The sequence below is a fragment of the Amycolatopsis sp. NPDC033938 genome, from assembly GCF_055575975.1.
Genome location: NZ_JBVIRO010000001.1, coordinates 1,181,568 through 1,201,572 on the forward strand (window position 1 = coordinate 1,181,568; position 20,005 = coordinate 1,201,572).

Below are 20,005 nucleotides of genomic sequence, written 5' to 3' on the forward strand. Positions count from 1 at the left end.
GGGCAGGCGCGCGCGTCTCAACGCCCAAGCACTATCGGGTGAGTGGAGGGTGCAGTGGCCGGCCTGAAGATCGACGGCACCGTCGTCGGTGACTATGCGAAGCGAGTGGACGCGGCCGCCGGAGAGCTCGAGCTGGCGGCCGCCGAAGTGACCGGGGACGGCGTCACCGTCGAGTCCCACGGCGCGCTGGGGGAGGAGCTGGGACTCGGCGCGTCTTACGGACGTGCGGCCGAGGCCATCCGACGTCAGCTGGTGGAAGGCGCGGCCGCGCTGCGGTCGGCGTCGGAGGCCCTGCACACGGTGACCGCGCGGCACGCCGGACACGACGACGAGGCCGCCCAGATGATCAAGCACGCCGTGGAGCTCTGAGCCGCATGATCGCCGAGTCGGAGAACCCGACCGATTCCATCCCGCACCCGATGGCGTCCGCGCGCCCTGCCGCTCCGGTGGCGGCCCCGAGCGCGTTTAGCCCGCTAAACGCGACAGGGTCGGGAGACGATGACCTGGTCGAGGCAGCAGCGCCGCATCTCGCTTTTCTCACGGAGCTGTCGGGTCATCTGGGGCTGATCGATCCGGTCGAGGCCTACCTGACCCCGCTGGCGGCACGTTGGGAGGACTTGAAGGACGAGGCCGACCGGCTCCGGAAAGCGGCGAAGACCGCGGGCACCGTCTCGAAAGAACTGTCGGAGGATCTCGGCCGCCTCGACGCCGGCTGGTCGGGCAAGGACGCGGACGCCTTCGTCGCGTACATCCGGGACATCAACATCGCGGGCTCTGATGTCGAAGACGCGCTCACCACGTTGGCGGGCTCGCTGGATGAATTGGTGCTGTCGATCCGTCGCATCCTGACCGACCTCGTCGAGGTTCTGGTCGATACGGCCGAACTGACCTCCGAGACCGCGATGCTGCCGGTCGGCGGCGTCGGGCGGGCGCGGACTCAGCTCGAGGAGGCGCAGGAGTCGGCCAAGGCGCTCTTCGAAGCCGCACGCGACGTGCTCGAGGGCTTCGTGAGGTTCTGCGACGGCGTCGACGATCCTGACGCGGCTTCGCGGAGCATCGAGATCGCCCACCGGTTCCCGCAAGAGGAGTTCAAGCTCCATGACGAGGCTGCGGCGGTGGGTGCGCCTGCGCCGGCGAAGAAGGTCGGCGACGGTGTGGAAGCCGCTGAGCCTGATTCAGAGGAGCAGTCGACGTCGCCGTCGGCGGCCGATCCCGGCGAGGGCCGGAAGACCGGATCGCAGGAACCTCTGATCGAGCAAGGGCAGGCGCCGATCCCGGAGGTCGCGCCCGTGCAGGCCGCACCGGCTCCTGGCCAGGCCGCTGCCGGCGCGGGAACCGCGATGATGCCGATGGGCATGGCGCCGATGGGGATGGGCATGGGTGGCGGAGGGGGCTCGGCTCACCAGTCGAAGACCCGGCCCGCCTCGAAGCCGTCCGACGTGGTCGGCGAGCCCGGACAGGTCGTCCCGCCCGTGATCGGCGAGGACGACACCCCCGCGAAACCCGGTCCGAAGCCGAAACCCGCCAAGTAAGTGCCCACGGGCGGAGCGACTTTAGCGGGCTAATCGCGATCTGGGCGGCTCGGAGGTGAGCCCCGCACAGATCGCGATTAGCCCGCTAAACGCAAGTCCTACGGGGTCTTGCGGCCAGGTGAGGCGGTCGGCCGGTTGCGGCGGACCGAGTGCACCACGAACAGCGTGATGAGCAGCGCCACCAGGCCACCGCCGGTTCCGGCGAGCGCGACGATCATCGGGGTCGAGTCCCGGTCGTTCGACGGCGGCAGATTCGCGGGCAGCTGAACCGGCTTGGCCTTGTCCGCCTCCGACGGCACGATCGCAGTCAGCGCCGCGATGGGGTCGATGACCCCGAAGCCGACGAAGTTGTCCCGCCCGCCCGGTGCCGCGGGGTGCTGCGCCGTCGCCTTGATCCGGTTCATCACCTCACGCGCGCTCAGGCCTTGGAACTTCGCGCGCACGAGAGCGGCCACACCCGCGACGTACGGTGCGGCGAAGCTGGTCCCTTGGATGGGGCCGGGGTCTCCGCCGCCCTCGATGGTCAGGTTCGCCAGTGCGTTCGACCCTTCCGCCGGATCCAGCGAAATGATCTTGGTTCCCGGGGCGGCGACACTGACCCAAGGGCCGTTGACGCTGAACTGCGCGACGCCGCCGGTCTCGTCGATCGCCGCGACGGACAGCACGTCGTCGGCGAACCACGGCGGCGTGACGATCATCTTGGGGTTCTTGGGATCCGGCTGGTCGTTCTGCGGGCATTTGTCGCCCACGTTGCCCGCCGCCGCGACGACGACAACGTCCCGCTCGACGGCGTAGTGCACCGCCGCCTGCAGCTGCTTCTCGCCATCGGTGATGCCGCCGGTGGCCGGACGACAGTTGTCGACCGACATGTTGATCACCTGCGCGCCCTTGTCGACGGCGCGGACCACGGCCTGCGCGAGCGTCTTCAGCGTTCCGGCGGTTTTGCCCTGTTCCTGCTGCCGTCCACCTTTGTTCTGGCCCGGCGCCGTTCCGTCCGCCGCTCCGCCGACAGCGCCGTTGCCCTGCGAGGACGGCGGAAGCTGCGATCCCGGGTTGTTCGACGAAGCGGGGGGTGCGGAGCTGGCGGGCGGCGCCGGCGGCGGTTCCGGCTTCTTTTCCGTCTCTTCGTAGTTCTGACTCGACTGCCGAATCGACAGGATCGTGGCGTTCGGCGCGACGCCGCGGAACCCGATACTCGTGTCCGGTGGGTCCGCGGCGATGATCCCCGCCACCTCGGTGCCGTGGCCGTCGCAGTCCTCGAGTCCCGGTGCCTTGCCGCCGCCAGGGGGCGCGACGTAGTCGCCTCCCGATTCGACACGACCACCGAAGTACGGGTGCGCGCTGACACCGGTGTCGATCACGGCGACCTTGATACCCCCGCCGATCGACTGGGTAGCGCCGCGCATCAGCTGGTGCACCTTTTCGATCTGCAGGTACTCCTGGCCCCACGGGCGGTTCTTGATATCGACCTGGTCACCGCCGAGCTTGCTGCGCTGAACGCACTCGGTCTTCTTCTCGTAGTTCTTGTCCGGCTTGTTTTCGTCCACCGGTTTCTTGGACATGTCCACCGGAGGCGGAGTCGCGTAGTAACCACCGGCGTCCGAGGGGACGCTGCTTTGCTGTGCCCACGCGGGAAGCGCCACCGACGCCGGCGAGAGAACACCGATACCGGCCGCCACCAGCACCGTTCCGGTACGTCCGGCGAGGCCGAGGTGGCGGACGCGCGTCCCCCTGGACTTCCGCGCTGCAGCCATCAGAGCATCATCCGATCGGGTTGTCACTTGAAGTTGAGGTGGCGCAGCGTGGTGTAGAGATCCATGACGCCGAGCGCCAGCGGGAGCACCGTCGCGATGAAGACGGCCTCGAAGATCTCCACGGTCCGCCGCAGCGGCGGCGAGAAACGCTGGTTCGGGAAGATCACGCCGACCACGAGCGCGCCCGCGCCGATCAGCAGCAGTGCGCCGAACACGAACAGGACGCGGTTCAGCGGGCTCGCCGACCACATCCAGCCGAGCAGGATGCCGGCACCGGACACCATGCCGGTGGTCAGCAGCGCGATGGCCTGCGCGCCGTTCGCGTACGCCCGCGCCCGCAGGAGCAGGACCAGCGTGGCGACCACACCGAGGATGGGCCCGAAGATCGACGGCGACGTCGAGGCGATGATCGCGAACAGCGCGGTGGCCGCGCCGCAGCCGGTCAGCAGGCCGGTCATGTACTCGTGGGCGACCGCGGTGCGGCGCTCGATGGCGCGGTAGTCCGGGAAGCCCGAGTCTTCCTTGAGTTCTTCGGCGCTGCCGGGAACGTGCGGTGTCGGGAGGGCGGCGAGCTTGATCGTCGCGCGCGGCAGGATCGAGATGCAGGCCAGCGAGAACGCGGTCGCGCCGGCGGCGACACCGGCGATCGGGGTGTCGATGAGGGTCGCGGCCAGGAACGTCAGCGCCGAGATGGTGGCCGTCGTCGCGGCGGCGATGAAGGTGGTGATCCCGTGGCCGATGACGAGGATGCAGACCGCCGCCACGATGATCACGAGGGTGCTCGCGAGGAGCAGGTTCGCCCACAGGGACAGGCCCGGCACGATGTAGAACCCGCTGACGAAGGCCAGCGGCAGGCCGCCTGTCGCGGCGATCAGGACGCCGGTCGCCTCGGCCTTGTACGCCTTGGCCAGCGTCGCGCCGATCGCGACGCACGCGATCGCGCCGACACCACCGGCGATGGCGGCGGCGAGGGCATTGCCGCCGTAGAACGAGCCGCTGGTGAAGAGCGCGAGGGCCGCGAAGAACAGAGCCAGGCCGCCCGCGATGTGTCCGAAGCGGCGCGCCGTCTCCTTGGTCCAGGGGCGGAAGCTGTCGGGGGAGGACTCCGCGATCGCGTCGACGACGTCGTCGTACAGCGGCGGAGGCGGGTTCTCGTTGCGCTTGCGCAGCTGCAGCAGTTCGCCGTCGACGACGCCGAGGGACGCGAGGGTCCGGCTCGGGTCGAGTGGCGCGTCGCCGAGCTTCGCCAGCGCCCAGCCACCGTGGCGGGCGCCGCCGTCCGGCGTCGCCTCCTTCGCCATCTCCAACAGCATGGGCAGCAGGTCCGCCACCGCGACGTCAGCCGGCAAAGCCACGTCGATCCGGGTGCGTGGTGCGACCACCGTCACCCTGCTGAATACCGTCGTGCCCGTTGCCACTGCCTTCCCCCTGCCCTGAGAGTCTGCTCCCGGGGGAACTTATACCGAACCCGGGTGCGCACATCATCGACTGTCGGAAAAAGACCGGCAAAAGTAAGGGAGACGACCTCCGTGGCCCCCTCGCCGCGGGCCGGGCACGTCGACTTTCGCGGGCTAAACGCGACGCTTAGCGTTCCTAAGTACTGCGGGGGCCTCGTGGCCGCCGGATCGCGATTAGGGGGCGAAAGGCGACGTGGGCCGGGCGGGGGCCTGCGGGTTCGTTGGGTCTTGTCGGTCCCGCGTCCTACACTCCCCGGCATGCGTATGGCCCCGGTCGGGGTCGTTCTCGGCGTTGTCCGGATTTTCCCCGGCCACGTTCGATAGGTTGTCTCGCGCACCAGTACGCGCACCAACGGTGGCCGCCATCGTCGAGTTTGAAGAGGGGTCCTTCGATGAGCACGCTGCAGTTCAAGAAGTCACCGCGCCTGGCGGCGCCGCGGCCGCCGGGTGGCGAGGTGCATCTCGAACCGCCGCCTGAGGTGCCCCGCACCATCCCGGGCAACATCGTCATGAAGCTGCTTCCGGCGGTGATGATCGTCGCCTCCCTCGGGATGATGGTCTTCATGTTCACCACCGGTGGACGCAACCCCATGATGATGATGATGGGCGGCATGATGGTGCTGAGCACCGTCGGCATGATGGCCGGTGGTGCGGGCAAGGGCGGCGGCGCCAAAAAGGCCGAGATGGACGAGGACCGCAAGGACTACCTGCGCTACCTCGGCCAGATGCGTGACAGGGCCCGCGAGGCCATGGTCGACCAGCGCGCCGCGCTCGAGTGGGTCCACCCCGACCCGCAGACGCTGTGGTCGCTGGCCGCGAGCCGCCGCATGTGGGAACGCCGCCAGAACGACCAGGACTTCCTCCACCTCCGCGTCGGCCGCAGTTCGCACCGGCTCGCGACACGGCTCGTGCCGCCTCAGACCGGTCCGGTCGACGAACTGGAGCCGATCGCGACGCTGGCCCTGCGCCGATTCGTCCGCGCGCACTCGATCGTCCCGGACCTGCCGACCCAGATCACCCTCCGCGGGTTCGCCGCGGTCAGCATGCAGGGCGACCGCGGCCTGACCCGCGGCCTCACCCGCGCGATGCTGGCCCAGCTGGTCACCTTCCACAGCCCCGACGACGTCCTCATCGCGATCGCGACGGCGGGCCGCGCCAAGGAAGAATGGGAGTGGGCGAAGTGGCTGCCGCACGCCCAGCACCCGGCGCTCGCCGACGGCATCGGCCAGCTGCGGATGATGGCGGGCTCCCTCGCGCAGATCGAGCAGTGGCTCGACGAAGAACTCCGTGACCGCCAGCGGTTCTCCCGTAACGCGACGCCCGCCCCGGATCAGCCGCACGTCGTCATCGTCATCGACGACGCCGAGGTCACCCGCGAGGAACAGATCATCCTCGAAGAGGGCCTCGTCGGCGTCACCCTGATCGACCTTTCCGACTCCATCGGCAACCTCGCGGCCCGTCGTGGTCTGCGGCTAGTCGTCGAGGAAGACCGCCTCGGCGCGCGCAGCGCCGGCGGCGTCGAATGGTTCGGCCGTCCGGACACGCTCAGCGTGGTCGAGGCCGAAGCGCTGGCCCGGCTCCTCGCGCCCTACCGCGTCGGCACCGCCGCGCAGGACGCCGCCGAGGAAGAGCCGCTGCTGTCCAACCCCGGCCTGCTCGAACTGCTGGGCATCCCCGGCGACCCGATGACCTTCGACGTCCAGCAGGCCTGGCGGCCGCGTCCGGTGCGGGACCGCTACCGCGTCCCCTTCGGCGTCGGCGAGTACGGCCAGCCGGTCGAGCTGGACATCAAGGAAGCCGCGATGGAGGGCATGGGCCCGCACGGCCTGTGCATCGGGGCGACCGGTTCCGGTAAATCCGAGTTCCTCCGCACCCTGGTGCTCGGCATGCTGGCGACGCATTCGTCGAGCACGCTGAACTTCGTCCTCGTCGACTTCAAGGGTGGTGCGACGTTCCTCGGTCTGGACGCCGCGCCGCACGTTTCCGCGGTCATCACCAACCTCGCGGACGAGGTCACGCTGGTCGACCGGATGAAGGACGCGCTGGCCGGTGAGATGAACCGGCGCCAGGAGGCGCTGAAGAACGGCGGTAACTTCAAGAACGTCTGGGAGTACGAGAAGGCCCGTGAGAACGGCGCCGACCTCGACCCGCTGCCCGCGCTCTTCATCGTCTGTGACGAGTTCTCCGAGCTGCTGGCCGCGAAGCCGGACTTCATCGACCTGTTCGTCGCCATCGGACGGCTGGGCCGGTCGCTGCAGATGCACATGCTCCTCGCGTCGCAGCGGCTGGAAGAGGGCAAGCTGCGCGGTCTCGACTCGCACCTTTCCTACCGCATCGGTCTCAAAACCTTCTCCGCCGCGGAATCCCGTGCCGCGATCGGTGTGCCCGACGCGTTCGAGCTGCCGTCCGTCCCCGGTGGCGGTTACCTGAAGTACGACACCTCGACGCTGGTCCGCTTCAAGGCTTCGTACGTCTCGGGCCCGTACCGGCCCGCGGGCATCAAGGCGGCGGGCCCGGTCGCGACCGTGGTCCGCGCGGACAAGCGTCCGCAGCTGTTCGTCCCGGACTTCGTCGAACTGCCGAAGGAGCCGGAGCCGCAGCAGATCGAGGCCGCCCCGGTGGAGCAGGCCAAGTCGGAGGAAGCCGTCGAGCCGAGCGAGCTCGACGTGATCGTGTCCCGGCTGATCGGCCAGGGCCCGCCGGCTCACGAGGTCTGGCTGCCGCCGCTCAAGGAACCGAACTCGCTCGACACCCTGCTGCCCAACCTGAACCCCACCGACGACCGCGGCCTTTCCCCGGTCGGGTTCTTCGGCAACGGACGGCTGCAAGTGCCGCTCGGCATCGTCGACCGCCCGTACGAACAGCGTCGCGACCTGCTCTGGGCCGACTTCTCCGGTGGCGCCGGGCACGGTGTGATCGTCGGCGGCCCGCAGTCGGGCAAGTCGACCATGCTCCGGACGCTGATCATGTCGATGGCGCTGACCCACACCCCCGAAGAGGCGCAGTTCTACGCGCTCGACCTCGGTGGCGGTACCTTGGCCGGTCTCCAGGGCCTGCCGCACGTCGGTGGCGTCGCCGTCGCCCGGCGGGAGCCGGACAAGGCCCGCCGGATCGTCGCCGAGCTGACCACCCTGCTCACCGAGCGGGAAGGCAGGTTCGGCGCGCTGGGCATCGACTCGATGAACGAGTTCCGCAACCGGAAACGGCGCGGCGAGATCAAGCCCGAAGACGACGCCTTCGGTGACGCTTTCCTGATCGTGGACAACTGGAAGGCGCTGCGGGACGACTTCGACGAGCTGGAAACCTCGATCACCAAGCTCGCCACCCAGGGTCTTTCCTACGGCGTGCACGTCATCATCGCGGCGAACCGGTGGGCGGACATCCGCCCGGCCATCAAGGACATGATCGGTACCCGGTTCGAGCTCCGCCTCGGTGACCCGAGCGAGTCCGACATCGACCGCCGGGTCGCGGTGAACGTTCCGGCCGGTCGCCCCGGTCGCGGTCTGACCAGGGACAAGCTGCACCTCCTGACCGGTCTTCCCCGGATCGACGGCTCGAGCAACGCCGACGACGTCGCCGCCGGTGTCGCCGACGCCGTGGCGAAGATCAAGGGCGCGTGGCGTGGCCGCCCGGCGCCGCAGGTCCGCCTGCTGCCCGAGATGGTCACCTACGACGAGGTGCTCAGCATCGACACCAAGCGCAACACGAAGCTGGTGCCGATCGGCGTCAACGAGGAAGACCTGCAGCCGATCTACCTCGACTTCGCCGCCGACTCGCACTTCTACGCGTTCGCGGACGGTGAATCGGGCAAGACGAACCTGCTGCGCCAGATCACCCGGGGTATCACCGAGCGGTACACGACGCAGGAAGCGGTCATCATCCTCGTCGACTACCGGCGCACGATGCTCGGCTTCATCGGCGGAGACCAGCTGCTCGGCTACGCGGTTTCCGCCGCGCAGCTGGACAGCATGGTCAAGGACGTCCACGGGTCGATGACCCGGCGGCTCCCCGGTCCGGACGTGACGCAGGAACAGCTGAAGACGCGGTCCTGGTGGACCGGTCCGGAGCTGTTCATCATCGTCGACGACTACGACCTGGTCGCCACCCAGACGAGCAACCCGCTGAAGCCGCTCGCCGAGTTCCTCGCGCAGGCGAAGGACGTCGGTCTGCACATCGTCGTGGTGCGCCGAAGCGGTGGCGCGAGCCGGGCGATGTTCGACCCGATCCTCGGCAAGCTCAGGGAGATCGCGGCGCCCGGTATGGTCATGAACGGTTCGCGTGACGAGGGCAACCTCGTCGCCAACGTGAAGCCGAGCCAGATGCCGCCGGGCCGAGGCAATCTCGTGACCCGGAAGCACGGCAAGCAGCTCATGCAGGTCTCGTGGATCCAGCCGGACTGACCTCCCGCGGAACCAGGTGAGGTACAGGCTGGGCGTGGGGTGACGACGACGATCTGCGGGAGTGGCTTGTGACAGTGCGGGTAGCGGTGGACTTCGGGACATCGAGCACCTGCGTGGTCGCTTCGATCAACGGCCGTGAGCCGCAGGTCGTCGTGGTGGACGGGCAGCCCCTGATGTCGTCCGCGGTCTACGCCGCGCCGGACGGGACGCTGTTCGTCGGCCAGGAGGCGGAACGGCAGGCGGCGGTGGACCCGTCGCGTTACGAGCCGAACCCGAAGCGCCGGATCGACGAAGGCGAGTTGCTGCTGGGTGACAACGTCCTCCGCGTGACCGACGTCGTGCACGCCGTGCTGAAACGCGCGGTGACGGAGGCGCGCCGCCTCGGCGGTGACTCCGAGGTCGAGTTGCTTGTGTTGACTCACCCTGCCGATTGGGGCGCGACCCGGACCCGCCTGCTCCGGCAGGCGGCGGGCGGGCTCGCTCGCCAGGTCGCGCTCGTGCCGGAGCCGGTCGCCGCGGCGGTCTATCACGCGGCGACGTTCGCTCCCGCCGATCTCAACTCCGAGCGCACCGTCGAGTTCAGCGGTCGTCCCGGTGACGCCCTCGCGGTACTCGACCTCGGCGGTGGCACCGTCGACGTCTCCGTGGTCCAGCGCATGCCCGGCAGCCCCGCGGATCGCAGTTCGCCCGCTAAACGCGCCGGGTTCCAGGTGCTGGCCACCCGCGGGGACCCGAGTTTCGGCGGGGCGGACGTCGATCAGGCGCTCCTGGAGCACGTCGGCTCACTGGTGTCGTCCGTCGATCCGCCGGAATGGCGGAAGCTGGTCGAGGGCCGCGAACTCACCGACCGGCGGCGGCGCCGCGTCCTGAGGCAGGACGTGCGCGGTGCGAAGGAGACGTTGTCGCGGCACGCGTACACCGACGTCCCGATGCCCCCGCCGTTCGCTGACGCTCATGTGACCCGTGAGGACCTCGAGCGGCTCATCGCGGGCCCGCTCGGGCGCGCGGTCGAGCTGACGGTGGCCGCGATCGGCGATTCCGGGCTGCGGCCGAAGCAGCTGACCGCGATCTTCCTCGTGGGCGGGTCCAGCCGGATCCCGATGGTGTCGCGGCTCGTGCACGAGCGGACCGGTGTCGTGCCCACGACCCTCGACCAGCCGGAGACCGTGGTCGCCCGCGGCGCCCTGCGCGCGGTGCTGATCGACCCGGACCGGACGGGATCGCTGGCCGCCTCCGCGGTCTCCCGCGCGGGTGGTGCCCCCGCGCCGTCCCACCCCGACCGGCGCCCCGACGTCCAGCGCCCCCAGTTCCCGCCTGGCGCTCACCAGCCCGCCCCGCCCCCACAGAGCGCGTTTAGCCCGCTAAACGCGACGCGGCAGGGGCCGCCGTCGCCGCCGATGGGGCAGCAGGGGATAGCGGCACCGCAGCCGTGGCGGCCGGGGGCGCCCGCCCACGAGAGCAAACCGGCCGAGCGCGGCGGGAAGAACAAGAAGACCCCCTGGATCATCGCCGCGGCCGTAGTGGCCGTGGTGGCCGTCGTCGGAGGTGTCCTCTTCGCGGTCAACAGCGGGGAGGGCGAGCCGGAAGGGCGGACGCTCGCCCAGTACGACTACCGCTTCATCGCGCCGCTGGACTGGACGCAGACCGACGACCGGGTCGCCCAGCGTCAGGTGGTGATCCATCCGAGCGATTCCCTCACCGGGGACGACCTCGTGGTCGCCCAGGAGTACGTGATGGACTACGACGCGACGGCCGACAGGCAGAAGCTCGTCGACGAAATCAGTTCCGGGGCGCGGAGCGCGCCCCATAAGTACAGTGGCTTCAACGGCGCCGCGAACTATGCCGGCAAAACCGTCATCTACTACCGCGAGACCAAGCCGAGCGCGCGCGTCGACTGGTACGTCGTCGCACAGGGAAAGATCCGCGTCCACATCGGTTGCCAGTACGGCACCGGCTCACCGCTCGAACAACGCGTGAGCGCGGCCTGCGAGCAGGTCGTCAAAACGATGGTGGTCGTCAACTGAAGGGGGAGCCGGATGGCACCCGAACCCGAGACCGCCGCCGAGCATTTCGCGCGCACAGGGCGTGACGCGGTCACCTACGCCCGGCAGGTCGCCCGCACCGCCAAGGCGCGTTACGAACGCCGCCGGGGAGAAAACGCCGAGCTGGCGAAGCAATTCGGCAAGGGACGGCTCGCCGGCGGGGAGACCGCCCCGACCCCGAGTGTCGTCCGCAACGCCGCGAAACGGTTCCGTGCCGGCGCCGGTCTTCCGGTCCCCGCTTTGCCCTCGGCGGCGGACCTGGTTCCCCTTCGGCCAGAATCGGCGCCCAGAAGGCCACGTGTGGGTGACGACGACGAGGACTTTTCGCAGTCGCGAATCATGAGCCGAGGCGATTGACCGACCACTGTGCGTTTGCTAAATCGCGTGGTGAAAGCCCTTTTCCGCACGCGATTCGCAGCGTGCCGCCCGGGTTCCCACGGCCGGTTCCCACCGCGAGCGTTAACGCAAGCAACTACTTGAAACCAACGAGCGACAAGAGGGAACCAGACGTGGCAGTGTCTCCGTCGTAGGTCCGTACCAAACGAACTTCACCGAGTACGGATAAACCACGAACGAAGGGGGTAGCTCCCATGGCTGGCGGATTTACCGGGACAGTTGAGCAGTTCACCGAGGCCGAGAAGCGCGTGACCGAGGTCCGCGTCTCGATGGACCAGAACCTGAGCAAGCTTCGCGACAACATCGAAGCCACCCGTGCGGGCTGGACCGGCGACGCGGCGCTCGCGTTCAACAACGTGATGACGCGCTTCGACTCGGCGGGCCGTGGGCTCAACCAGGCCCTCCAGAACATCGGTGACCTGCTCGAGCAGGCCGGTTCGAAGTACAACGCGACCGAGCAGCAGCAGCAGGAGCTCATCAAGTCGGTCAACCAGGGCTTCGGCGTCCTCGGCTGATTCGGCTACACCACACCAAAACCAAGACTTCTTATTTCTGACTGGAGGAACTTATGGGCGAGATGAAGGTCGATTACGCCACGATCCACGCGGCGGCCGACGACTGCAAGAACACCGGTGGCGAGCTGGAGTCCCTCTTCGGGCAGCTGAAGAGCGACCTGTCCCCGCTGGTCAACACCTGGGACGGTGACGCGAAGGTCGCGTACATGGCCGCTCAGCAGGAGTGGGACAACAAGTTCGAGGAGCTCAAGCAGCTGCTCGCGCAGGTCGCCGGCGTGCTGCCGCAGCTGGCCGACGGCTACCAGGCCACGGAACAGGGCGTCACCGGCCTGTTCTGAGTCTTCCGGCTCCGAACGAGCAACGGCGGGCAGGCATCTTCGGATGCCGAGCCCGCCGTTTCGTTTGTGTCAAAGGAAAAGCCGCGACGGGATCCGTCGCGGCTTTTCCTGTCCGGCGGCGATCAGTGCGGTGCGCCGACCTCGAATTCCGGCGTGGTGTTCAGCACCCGGACGGTGACCTTCTTCTGCTTTCCCGAAAGATCGATCGAGCAGTCGAACGTGGTGCCGTTCTCCACCGGTTGGCCGGATGGACACGCCACGTTCTTCACGTCCGGTTCCCCGTAATGCTCGTTGAGCACGCGGACGACACCGTCCTGGACCGACTTCTGATCGAGACTGTCGCCCGCGAAAGCGCCGAGCAGCCAAGCGCCGACCCCGCCCGCGATCACGACGGCCGCGGCGATTCCGCCGATCAGCAACGTTTTCTTGGAAACCTTCGGCTTCTTCGCGGGCTCTGCCCCGAAAGCGCCGAGTCCGCCGTATTGGGACGACGACGGCGCGGGCTGGAACCCGCCGCCGTACTGCCCCTGTGGTGGAGTCTGTTGCGGCGCCTGCCAATTCTGCTGCGGCGCGGGCTGCTGTTGTTGTTGCTGTGGTGGTTGCTGCTGCCACGCCGTTCCCGGTGCGGGAGCGCTGCTTTGCTGCCACGGCCCGGAAAACGAGCCGGTGACGCCGGGCTGACCGGACTGCTGCCACGGCCCGGTGTAGGACCCGGTGCTCGCCGCGTTCGGGTCGCTTTGCTGCCACTGCCCGGAATGCGGTCCGGTGGCCTGCCCTTCCTGCTGGCTCCCGGGATTCGACGGCGGCTGCCACCACTGTTGCGGCTGTTGCGGCTGCTGTTCGGGCGCCTGGCTCATCGGTGGTCACCTCGGGACATCGAGAATTTCACGGCGTCGGGACAACGGCGTTCGGACATGCCTCAGACGCCTTTCAGCTCGCTGAACCGGCGGTTGAAATCATCCTTGGCCGCCTTGTCCGGCAGCACGGTGATCTGCGAGGCGTCCGGCAGCTTCGGCAGGTCCTGGGTGCTCGCCTTGCCGGTGAAGCGGAAGTCGTAGCGCAGCTCAAGCTTGTGCCCGCCGCCCTCGATCTTGGCTTCCATCACGATCTGGTTCAGCGTCCCGTCCGAGTTGAGGGAGACGGTCGTCCGGACCGGGGCCTTCTTCATCTCGGCCGTGATCGCCCCGCTGATCGACGGCGGCAGGATCTCCACCCGCCGTTCCATGAACTTCCCGAACGGGACGTCGGCGGTGAGCTCGATCCGGTTCTCCGGGAGGCTTTTCGCGCCCTTCACGATCTTCTTGTCCGCGTTGTAGGCCACGGCGATCGCGTCGGCCATCTTGCAGGCGGTGATGATCCCGACCCAGGCGCAGGGGATGGTCAGCCCGGCCTCCGACTTCGGCATCGAAACCCACGGTGTCGGGGCGAGGCTCTTGTAGACGGGGCCGAGGTAGACGTATTCGACGGTCCCGTCGGCCGGGGTGTACCAGTCGATGCTGTCGTCCGGGTTCTTCTGCGAGCGTTGACGGCTGACCCGGCCCTCCGGGGAACCGGTGCGGGCCGAGGAGATCGTGCTGCGGATGTACTTCTCGTCGAAGCGGAAGTAGGCACCCGATTCGCTGGTGACGTCCCGCTGGTCGCCGATCGTGTCCTGCAGCTTGTTCATCGCCGCTTCGAACTTCGTGCCGACGTAGGCCGCGGCGTCGTCGCCCTTCGGCACGGCGTTGCCCGCCCTGGCCTGGCCGCAGGCGGTGGTGAGTGCCAGCACGGCGCCCAGCACGCACAAGATGATCGTTGGCCGTTTGTTCATCGCCGTTCCCCTGAATCGAGTCCCCGCGCGCGGTGCGCGACCGGATCGTCTCATCCTCCCCCGCCGAAGGTGATGCCGTGGGCGGTTCCGCCACACCGGCGGGGTACGATTGCGGGGCGCCCGCCGGGCGCCGGTCCTAGTATGGGACCCCGGACCGACCCCCGCTTCGCAGTAGGGTCGGGCGTGGGGGTATCTTCATATGTCGTTGTGCGCTGCGGCGCGTAAGCGCTAGGCCCGCACAGAACCCACACGCAATGTTGACGACGAGGTAGACCCTTGCCCACGTACAGCCCCAAGCCCGGCGACGTCACTCGTGCCTGGCACGTGATCGACGCCGAGGATGTCGTGCTCGGCCGGCTCGCGACCGAGGTCGCCACGCTGCTGCGCGGCAAGCACAAGCCGACCTACGCCCCGCACGTGGACACCGGTGACTTCGTCATCATCGTCAACGCCGAGAAGGTGGCGCTCACCGGTAACAAGCGCGAGCAGAAGTTCGCGTACCGGCACAGCGGTTACCCCGGTGGTCTGCGTAAGCGCTCCTTCGGCGAACTGCTCGACACCAAGCCCGAGCACCTGCTCGAGAAGGTCGTCAAGGGCATGCTCCCGAAGAACAAGCTCGGCCGCGCCCAGGCGAAGAAGCTCAAGGTCTACGCCGGCCCCGGGCACCCGCACGCCGCGCAGCAGCCGCAGGCGCGCGAGATCACCAAGATCGCGCAGGTCGCGCAGTGAGTGAGGAACAGTCTGTGACCAGCACCGAGGAGACCGCGACGGAGGCCGTTGAGGCCGTCGCGACCACGGAGACCCCTGCGGTCGGCGACGCCGTCGCGACCAGCGAGACCCCGGCCGGTGCGCGCCCCTCGCGTGCCGCGGGTGGCAACGCCCAGACCGTCGGCCGCCGCAAGGAGGCCGTCGTCCGGGTGCGCGTCGTTCCCGGCACCGGTGAGTTCAAGCTCAACGGCCGCACGCTCGAAGAGTACTTCCCGAACAAGGTGCACCAGCAGCTCATCCGTGAGCCGCTGGTGACGGTCGACAAGCCCGACTCGTTCGACATCTTCGCCAACCTGCACGGTGGCGGGATCTCGGGCCAGGCCGGTGCGCTCCGCCTCGCGATCGCTCGCGCGCTCGTCGAGGTCGACGCCGACGACCGCCCGGCACTGAAGAAGGCCGGCTTCCTGACCCGTGACGCCCGCGCCACGGAGCGGAAGAAGTACGGCCTCAAGAAGGCCCGTAAGGCTCCGCAGTACAGCAAGCGCTGATCGCGCCTCTGGCGCAACCCGCGGAAGCGCCCATCCGTCTCTCGGATGGGCGCTTCCGTGTTTCCCGGGTCCTTTCGTCCCCGCGGGCCCGTTGTCACAGCAGTCCCGTGTGCCCCACGCGCCCCACCCGTGTCGCGTTTAGCCCGCTAAAGGCGAAATCGGGGGTGCGGGGACACAGGCCTGGGCACTCGCTAGGTTGTCGTGGTGGTTTTTCAAGGAGGTCGACAGATGGCACGTCTATTCGGTACCGACGGCGTACGTGGCCTCGCCAACGAGGAGCTGACCCCGGAGCTGGCGCTCGCGCTCGCCGCCAGCGCGGCGCGCGTTCTCGCCGCCCACGACCGTTCGCACCGTCCCGTCGCGGTCGTCGGCCGCGACCCGCGAGCCAGCGGCGAGATGCTCGAGGCCGCCGTTGTGGCAGGCCTCACGTCCGCCGGCGCGGACGTGCTCCGCCTCGGCGTACTCCCCACGCCCGCCGTCGCCTACCTGGTCGGCGCGCTCGAAGCGGACCTCGGCGTGATGATCTCCGCCTCCCACAACCCCATGCCCGACAACGGCATCAAGCTGTTCGCGGCAGGCGGCCACAAGCTTCCCGACGGGATCGAGGACGAGATCGAGGCCGGTCTCGAAGCTCCCGTCACCCGCCCGACCGGCATCGGCGTCGGCCGCGTCCAGGACGTCCCCGACGCGGGTGATCGCTACATCCAGCACCTGCTGTCGGCCACCCCGCATCCGCTCGCGGGTCTCCGCGTCGTCGTCGACTGCGCCAACGGCGCGTCGTCGTTCGCGGCCCCCGAGGTCTACCGCAAGGCGGGCGCCGAGGTCATCGCGATCCACGCCGAGCCGGACGGCGTGAACATCAACGAACACTGTGGGTCGAATCACCCGGACGCGTTGCGCGCGGCCGTCGTCGAGCACGGCGCCGACCTCGGGATCGCGCACGACGGTGACGCCGACCGCTGTGTCGCGGTCGACGCCGCGGGTGAGCTCGTCGACGGCGACCAGATCATGGCCGTCCTCGCGCTGGCCCTCGCCGAGACCGGCGAGCTGACCAAGAACACCCTGGTCGCCACGGTCATGAGCAACCTCGGCCTGCACTTGGCGATGCGCGCGCACGACATCAACCTCGTCACCACCGCCGTCGGCGACCGCTACGTCCTCGAGGAACTCCGTGCGAGCGGGTTCGCGCTCGGTGGAGAGCAATCGGGTCACGTCGTCCTTCCCGCCTACGCGACCACCGGCGACGGCCTGCTCACCGCGTTGCGGGTGATGAGCCGCATGGCCTCCACCGGCAAGTCGCTCGCCGAACTCGCCGCCGTCATGAACCGCCTGCCGCAGGTGCTGGTGAACGTCCCCGTGGCGGACAAGGCCGCGGTCGCCGTCTCGGCCGCCGTCCGCGATGCCGTCGGCGCCGTCGAGGCCGAACTCGGTGAGGAGGGCCGCGTCCTGCTGCGTCCGTCGGGCACCGAACAACTGGTCCGCGTCATGGTCGAGGCCACCGCGCACGACACCGCACAAGCGGCCGCCGACAGGCTCGCCGGGGTCGTCTCCTCGGCCTCGTAAGCCCTCTCACGTTCTTTCCAAGTCGCTGCGCCCTGGTTACCGGCCCGGTACATTCCGTGTGCGGGTCACGGGCACCGAACCGGTGCCGCGCGCGTCCGATCATGGACCGGACGTGAGCACTCAGGGGAGGGTGAAGGGTGACGGGCAAAGGGCACAAGGTCGATCCAGCGCAGCTGAACGAGGCAGCCAAGGTCTTGCAGGACCTGCCCAAGCAGGCCTGTGAAGGGCCGATCGGGGCGGTCGAGCAGATCAACCTGAACGCCGGGAGTTTCGGGCCGGCGCACGGGGACTGTTTCACCGGCTATTCAGCCGGCATCCAGCGCCTGGCGAAGTGCGCGCGCAGCTACCTCGCGGCGTCGGACGAGTTCGGTCGGAAGCTGGCGGCGTCCAAGGACCTCTATCAGTCCAATGAGGATGCCAACGCCGCCGAGATGAGGAAGCACTGATGCCTCTCGCAGATGTCGGTGGTGACACCGGGCACGACATTCCCAGCCGGGCCGAAGTCGAGAAGATCCTCAACGACCCGAACATCGATCGCGACACCAAACGCGAGCTCGCCCTCAACTACATCGACTACATCGAGGACGAGACCCCGGAAAGCTGCGGCTTCGCCAGCGAAGACGAGCGGAACCGGTTCCGGGACTACATCAAGTCGATGAACGGTGACTGGATCACCGAAAGCGACATCGGTGACAACACCGCCTACCTCGAAGATGTCCAGGCGGCTTACAAGACCGCGCACGAGAAGTACGACGCGAACCAGGCCGCTGGTCGGCAGGGTGATCGTGACGCACTGAACAAGGACGCGGCGAAAACCCAGGAGATCGCCGGTCGCGCCACCGAGACCGACCCGGGTTGCGCGAACTCGAATGACATCATGGTCCCCGGTCTGTCGGGGTTCAAGGTCTATGAGATCTTCCACCCGCTCTACGTCCGCGCGCTGAGCTTGGCCGGCGGCGGGGCGGCCGTCTCCCTCGGCGAACTTCAGCGGCTGTACCACGAACAGGACAACATCCCGTTCAACCTGTTCAAGGCGAGCGCGGACGAGCTGGCCGCGGTCGGCACGGCCATCACCGGCTCGGCGCAGGACGTCTCCGGAAAGCTCGGAAACTCGCTCGGCACCTGGGAAGGCGCCGCGGCCGATCAGGCGCGCGCCTATCAGAAGGCCTACTCGGACAAGACCAATCTGGTCGCCGAGGCGTTCAAGGCGGCAGCAGACGGGCTGGTGCGGACCAATGCCTCGGTGGGCAAGTTCTGCCGGGAAAAGGTCGAGTGGCTGCAGAAGTGGTACACCGACAACATCGACGGCGCCACGGCCCAGGACATCGAGCGGATCATCCGCATCGCCGACGGCTCGTGCAGCCAGAACGACATCATCCACTGCATCAAGTTCCTGAGCATCGAAGCCAAGAACGCGTTCAACGACGATGGTGGCGACATCGACCAGAGCACCATCGACGAGGTTCTCAAGCCTCAGGCGGTGGCCTGGCTGAAGAATGTCTTCCTCGGCTGGTTCGGCAAGCACATCGAGAACTTCCAGCTGGTCTGCAAGAACACGCGTGACGCGATCAACGGCGCGTGGAAGGCGTACTCCGATTCGCTCGGCCAGGTTGTCGAGAATCCCTACGCCGATTTGGGTAAGACTCCCGAGACGGGTGGCGAGAAGCCTGTCGAAAAGGGCGGTGGCGGCAAGGACACCGGCGGTGGTGGCCCGTCCTCCGGTGGCGGAGGTCCGTCGTCCGGCGGTGGTGGCCCGTCGTCTGGTGGCGGGCAGAAGCCGCCGCCGAGTGCGGTCGAGTACATGCAGCCGGAAAAGCCCGAGGTGCCGGGGCAGGAGAAGAACCCGGTCACGGACAAGCCACTCGACGTCGACCCGGCGACCGGGCAGCCGTATCCGATCGATCCGCGCACGGGCGAGGCGATCAAGGACGGCACCCGGCCCGAGACGATGACGGTCGAGCAGGGCGACCGCAAGATCTCCATGGCCGAGCCCGGCGCCGACGGGAAGATGGACATCTCCGTCCAGGACGGCACTGGACAGGCCAAGGACTACAACCTCGATTTCGGGGACGGCAAGGCCACGCCAGGGACCGGCGACGCGGCGGGCGGGCCCCTGCACCGGGACACCGGCGAGCGGCTGGACCAGCAGCCTGCCTCGCGTCCCCTCGCGAGCCCAGGGCAGGTCTATCAGCCGGGCCCCGACGGCAAGATCCACATCGAGGACGGCGGCCTCAAGATCACCGCGGAACGGCCCGACGGCCCCGGCGGGCCGACGCTGGTGACCGTCGACGACGGGTCTGGGCATCCTGCGAAGTACACCCTTGGCGAGGACGAGCCCGCGGGCGGACGTCACGCGAGCACGGATCCCGCGCCGCAGGCGGCTGGTAGGCACGCGGCGGAAGCCGCGCCGGCGCGGCCGGTTGAAGAGGCCGCGCGTCAGCATGTCGGGCAGGACGTCCGTCAGCACGACGCGACGTCCGGCGGTGTCGGCGGCGGAGCACCCGCCTCGGTGCCCGCGGAAACCGCTCACCAGCCCGAACCGGTGGCGGCGGCAGCGGTGGACAGCGATTCCGAATCGACGACCGCCCAATCGTTGAGCAACCCGTTCGACGAGAATGACGACGCCCTCGGTGACACGTCGGATCCCGCCGGATCCGGTGGCGGCGTGACCGCTCCCTCGGCGCCGCCCGGACTCGGTTCCGCTCCGGGCGGAGGCGCCCAGGACCCGGCCGCGGCCGGGGCGGGGATGATGGGCGGTATGGGCATGATGGGCGGCGGAGCGCCAGGAGGCGGGCAAGGGTCCGGTGAAGACCAGCAGCGCACGTCCAGCGGGTACCGGGTCGACGGAGGTCTGTTCGACACCGCCACGTCGACGGGCAGCCGGATCAGCGGGTCGCTCGACGACGACGGCGTAATCGGCTTCCGCTAGCGGTCAGGGGAGG

At 68.7% G+C, this 20,005-nt stretch carries 16 protein-coding genes; 12 read left to right on the forward strand and 4 right to left on the reverse strand.

Annotation, left to right across the window (positions count from 1 at the left end; all coding sequences use genetic code 11):
* The first annotated feature begins 42 nt into the window (after positions 1-42).
* The gene (locus ACZ5ZX_RS05975; RefSeq protein ID WP_465500844.1) at positions 43-369 is read left to right on the forward strand and encodes a hypothetical protein; all 327 of its coding nucleotides are present in this window, start codon (positions 43-45) and stop codon (positions 367-369) included.
* Between the two features lie 5 nt (positions 370-374).
* Entirely contained in the window at positions 375-1,532 is a 1,158-nt protein-coding gene (locus ACZ5ZX_RS05980) for a WXG100 family type VII secretion target (protein WP_465500845.1), read from the forward strand.
* A 98-nt stretch (positions 1,533-1,630) separates the two neighbouring features.
* On the opposite strand, the gene mycP is transcribed toward ACZ5ZX_RS05980, so the two are convergent.
* The gene (gene mycP, locus ACZ5ZX_RS05985) at positions 1,631-3,286 is read right to left on the reverse strand and encodes a type VII secretion-associated serine protease mycosin (RefSeq protein ID WP_465500846.1); all 1,656 of its coding nucleotides are present in this window, start codon (positions 3,284-3,286) and stop codon (positions 1,631-1,633) included.
* A gap of 23 nt (positions 3,287-3,309) precedes the next feature.
* Entirely contained in the window at positions 3,310-4,674 is a 1,365-nt protein-coding gene (gene eccD, locus ACZ5ZX_RS05990) for a type VII secretion integral membrane protein EccD (RefSeq protein ID WP_465501054.1), read from the reverse strand.
* A 461-nt stretch (positions 4,675-5,135) separates the two neighbouring features.
* Between eccD and eccCa the strand changes: the two genes are divergently transcribed.
* From eccCa to ACZ5ZX_RS06015, 5 genes are all read left to right on the forward strand, one after another.
* Positions 5,136-9,143 (forward strand): type VII secretion protein EccCa, encoded by a 4,008-nt coding sequence (gene eccCa / locus ACZ5ZX_RS05995; protein WP_465500847.1) that lies wholly within the window; start codon positions 5,136-5,138, stop codon positions 9,141-9,143.
* A gap of 68 nt (positions 9,144-9,211) precedes the next feature.
* Entirely contained in the window at positions 9,212-11,167 is a 1,956-nt protein-coding gene (locus ACZ5ZX_RS06000; RefSeq protein WP_465500848.1) for a type VII secretion-associated protein, read from the forward strand.
* 12 nt (positions 11,168-11,179) lie between these two features.
* Positions 11,180-11,542, forward strand: coding sequence for a hypothetical protein (locus tag ACZ5ZX_RS06005; RefSeq protein WP_465500849.1), 363 nt, complete (start codon positions 11,180-11,182; stop codon positions 11,540-11,542).
* 233 nt (positions 11,543-11,775) lie between these two features.
* A complete protein-coding gene (locus tag ACZ5ZX_RS06010; RefSeq protein ID WP_076153463.1) occupies positions 11,776-12,096 on the forward strand; it encodes a WXG100 family type VII secretion target in 321 nt (106 codons plus the stop codon).
* Positions 12,097-12,149: 53 nt separating this feature from the next.
* Positions 12,150-12,434: a WXG100 family type VII secretion target gene (locus ACZ5ZX_RS06015; protein ID WP_125691155.1), complete on the forward strand. Its 285-nt coding sequence runs from the start codon at positions 12,150-12,152 to the stop codon at positions 12,432-12,434.
* A 122-nt stretch (positions 12,435-12,556) separates the two neighbouring features.
* Here the strand turns inward: ACZ5ZX_RS06015 and ACZ5ZX_RS06020 are convergent, their stop codons facing one another.
* A complete protein-coding gene (locus tag ACZ5ZX_RS06020) occupies positions 12,557-13,291 on the reverse strand; it encodes a DUF4333 domain-containing protein (protein ID WP_465500850.1) in 735 nt (244 codons plus the stop codon).
* A 62-nt stretch (positions 13,292-13,353) separates the two neighbouring features.
* Entirely contained in the window at positions 13,354-14,244 is an 891-nt protein-coding gene (locus ACZ5ZX_RS06025; RefSeq protein WP_465500851.1) for a hypothetical protein, read from the reverse strand.
* A gap of 276 nt (positions 14,245-14,520) precedes the next feature.
* Here ACZ5ZX_RS06025 and rplM point away from each other — a divergent pair, with 276 nt between their 5' ends.
* From rplM to ACZ5ZX_RS06050, 5 genes are all read left to right on the forward strand, one after another.
* Entirely contained in the window at positions 14,521-14,973 is a 453-nt protein-coding gene (rplM, locus tag ACZ5ZX_RS06030; RefSeq protein ID WP_037314750.1) for a 50S ribosomal protein L13, read from the forward strand.
* A gap of 14 nt (positions 14,974-14,987) precedes the next feature.
* Positions 14,988-15,500, forward strand: a complete 513-nt coding sequence (gene rpsI / locus ACZ5ZX_RS06035; RefSeq protein ID WP_074038207.1) for a 30S ribosomal protein S9 — start codon at positions 14,988-14,990, stop codon at positions 15,498-15,500.
* Positions 15,501-15,728: 228 nt separating this feature from the next.
* Positions 15,729-17,063 (forward strand): phosphoglucosamine mutase, encoded by a 1,335-nt coding sequence (glmM, locus tag ACZ5ZX_RS06040; protein WP_465500852.1) that lies wholly within the window; start codon positions 15,729-15,731, stop codon positions 17,061-17,063.
* Positions 17,064-17,200: 137 nt separating this feature from the next.
* Positions 17,201-17,509, forward strand: coding sequence for a type VII secretion target (locus tag ACZ5ZX_RS06045; protein ID WP_465500853.1), 309 nt, complete (start codon positions 17,201-17,203; stop codon positions 17,507-17,509).
* Positions 17,509-19,992 (forward strand): hypothetical protein, encoded by a 2,484-nt coding sequence (locus ACZ5ZX_RS06050; protein WP_465500854.1) that lies wholly within the window; start codon positions 17,509-17,511, stop codon positions 19,990-19,992. The genes ACZ5ZX_RS06045 and ACZ5ZX_RS06050 overlap by 1 nt, the downstream gene beginning before the upstream one ends.
* Positions 19,993-20,005 lie beyond the last annotated feature (13 nt).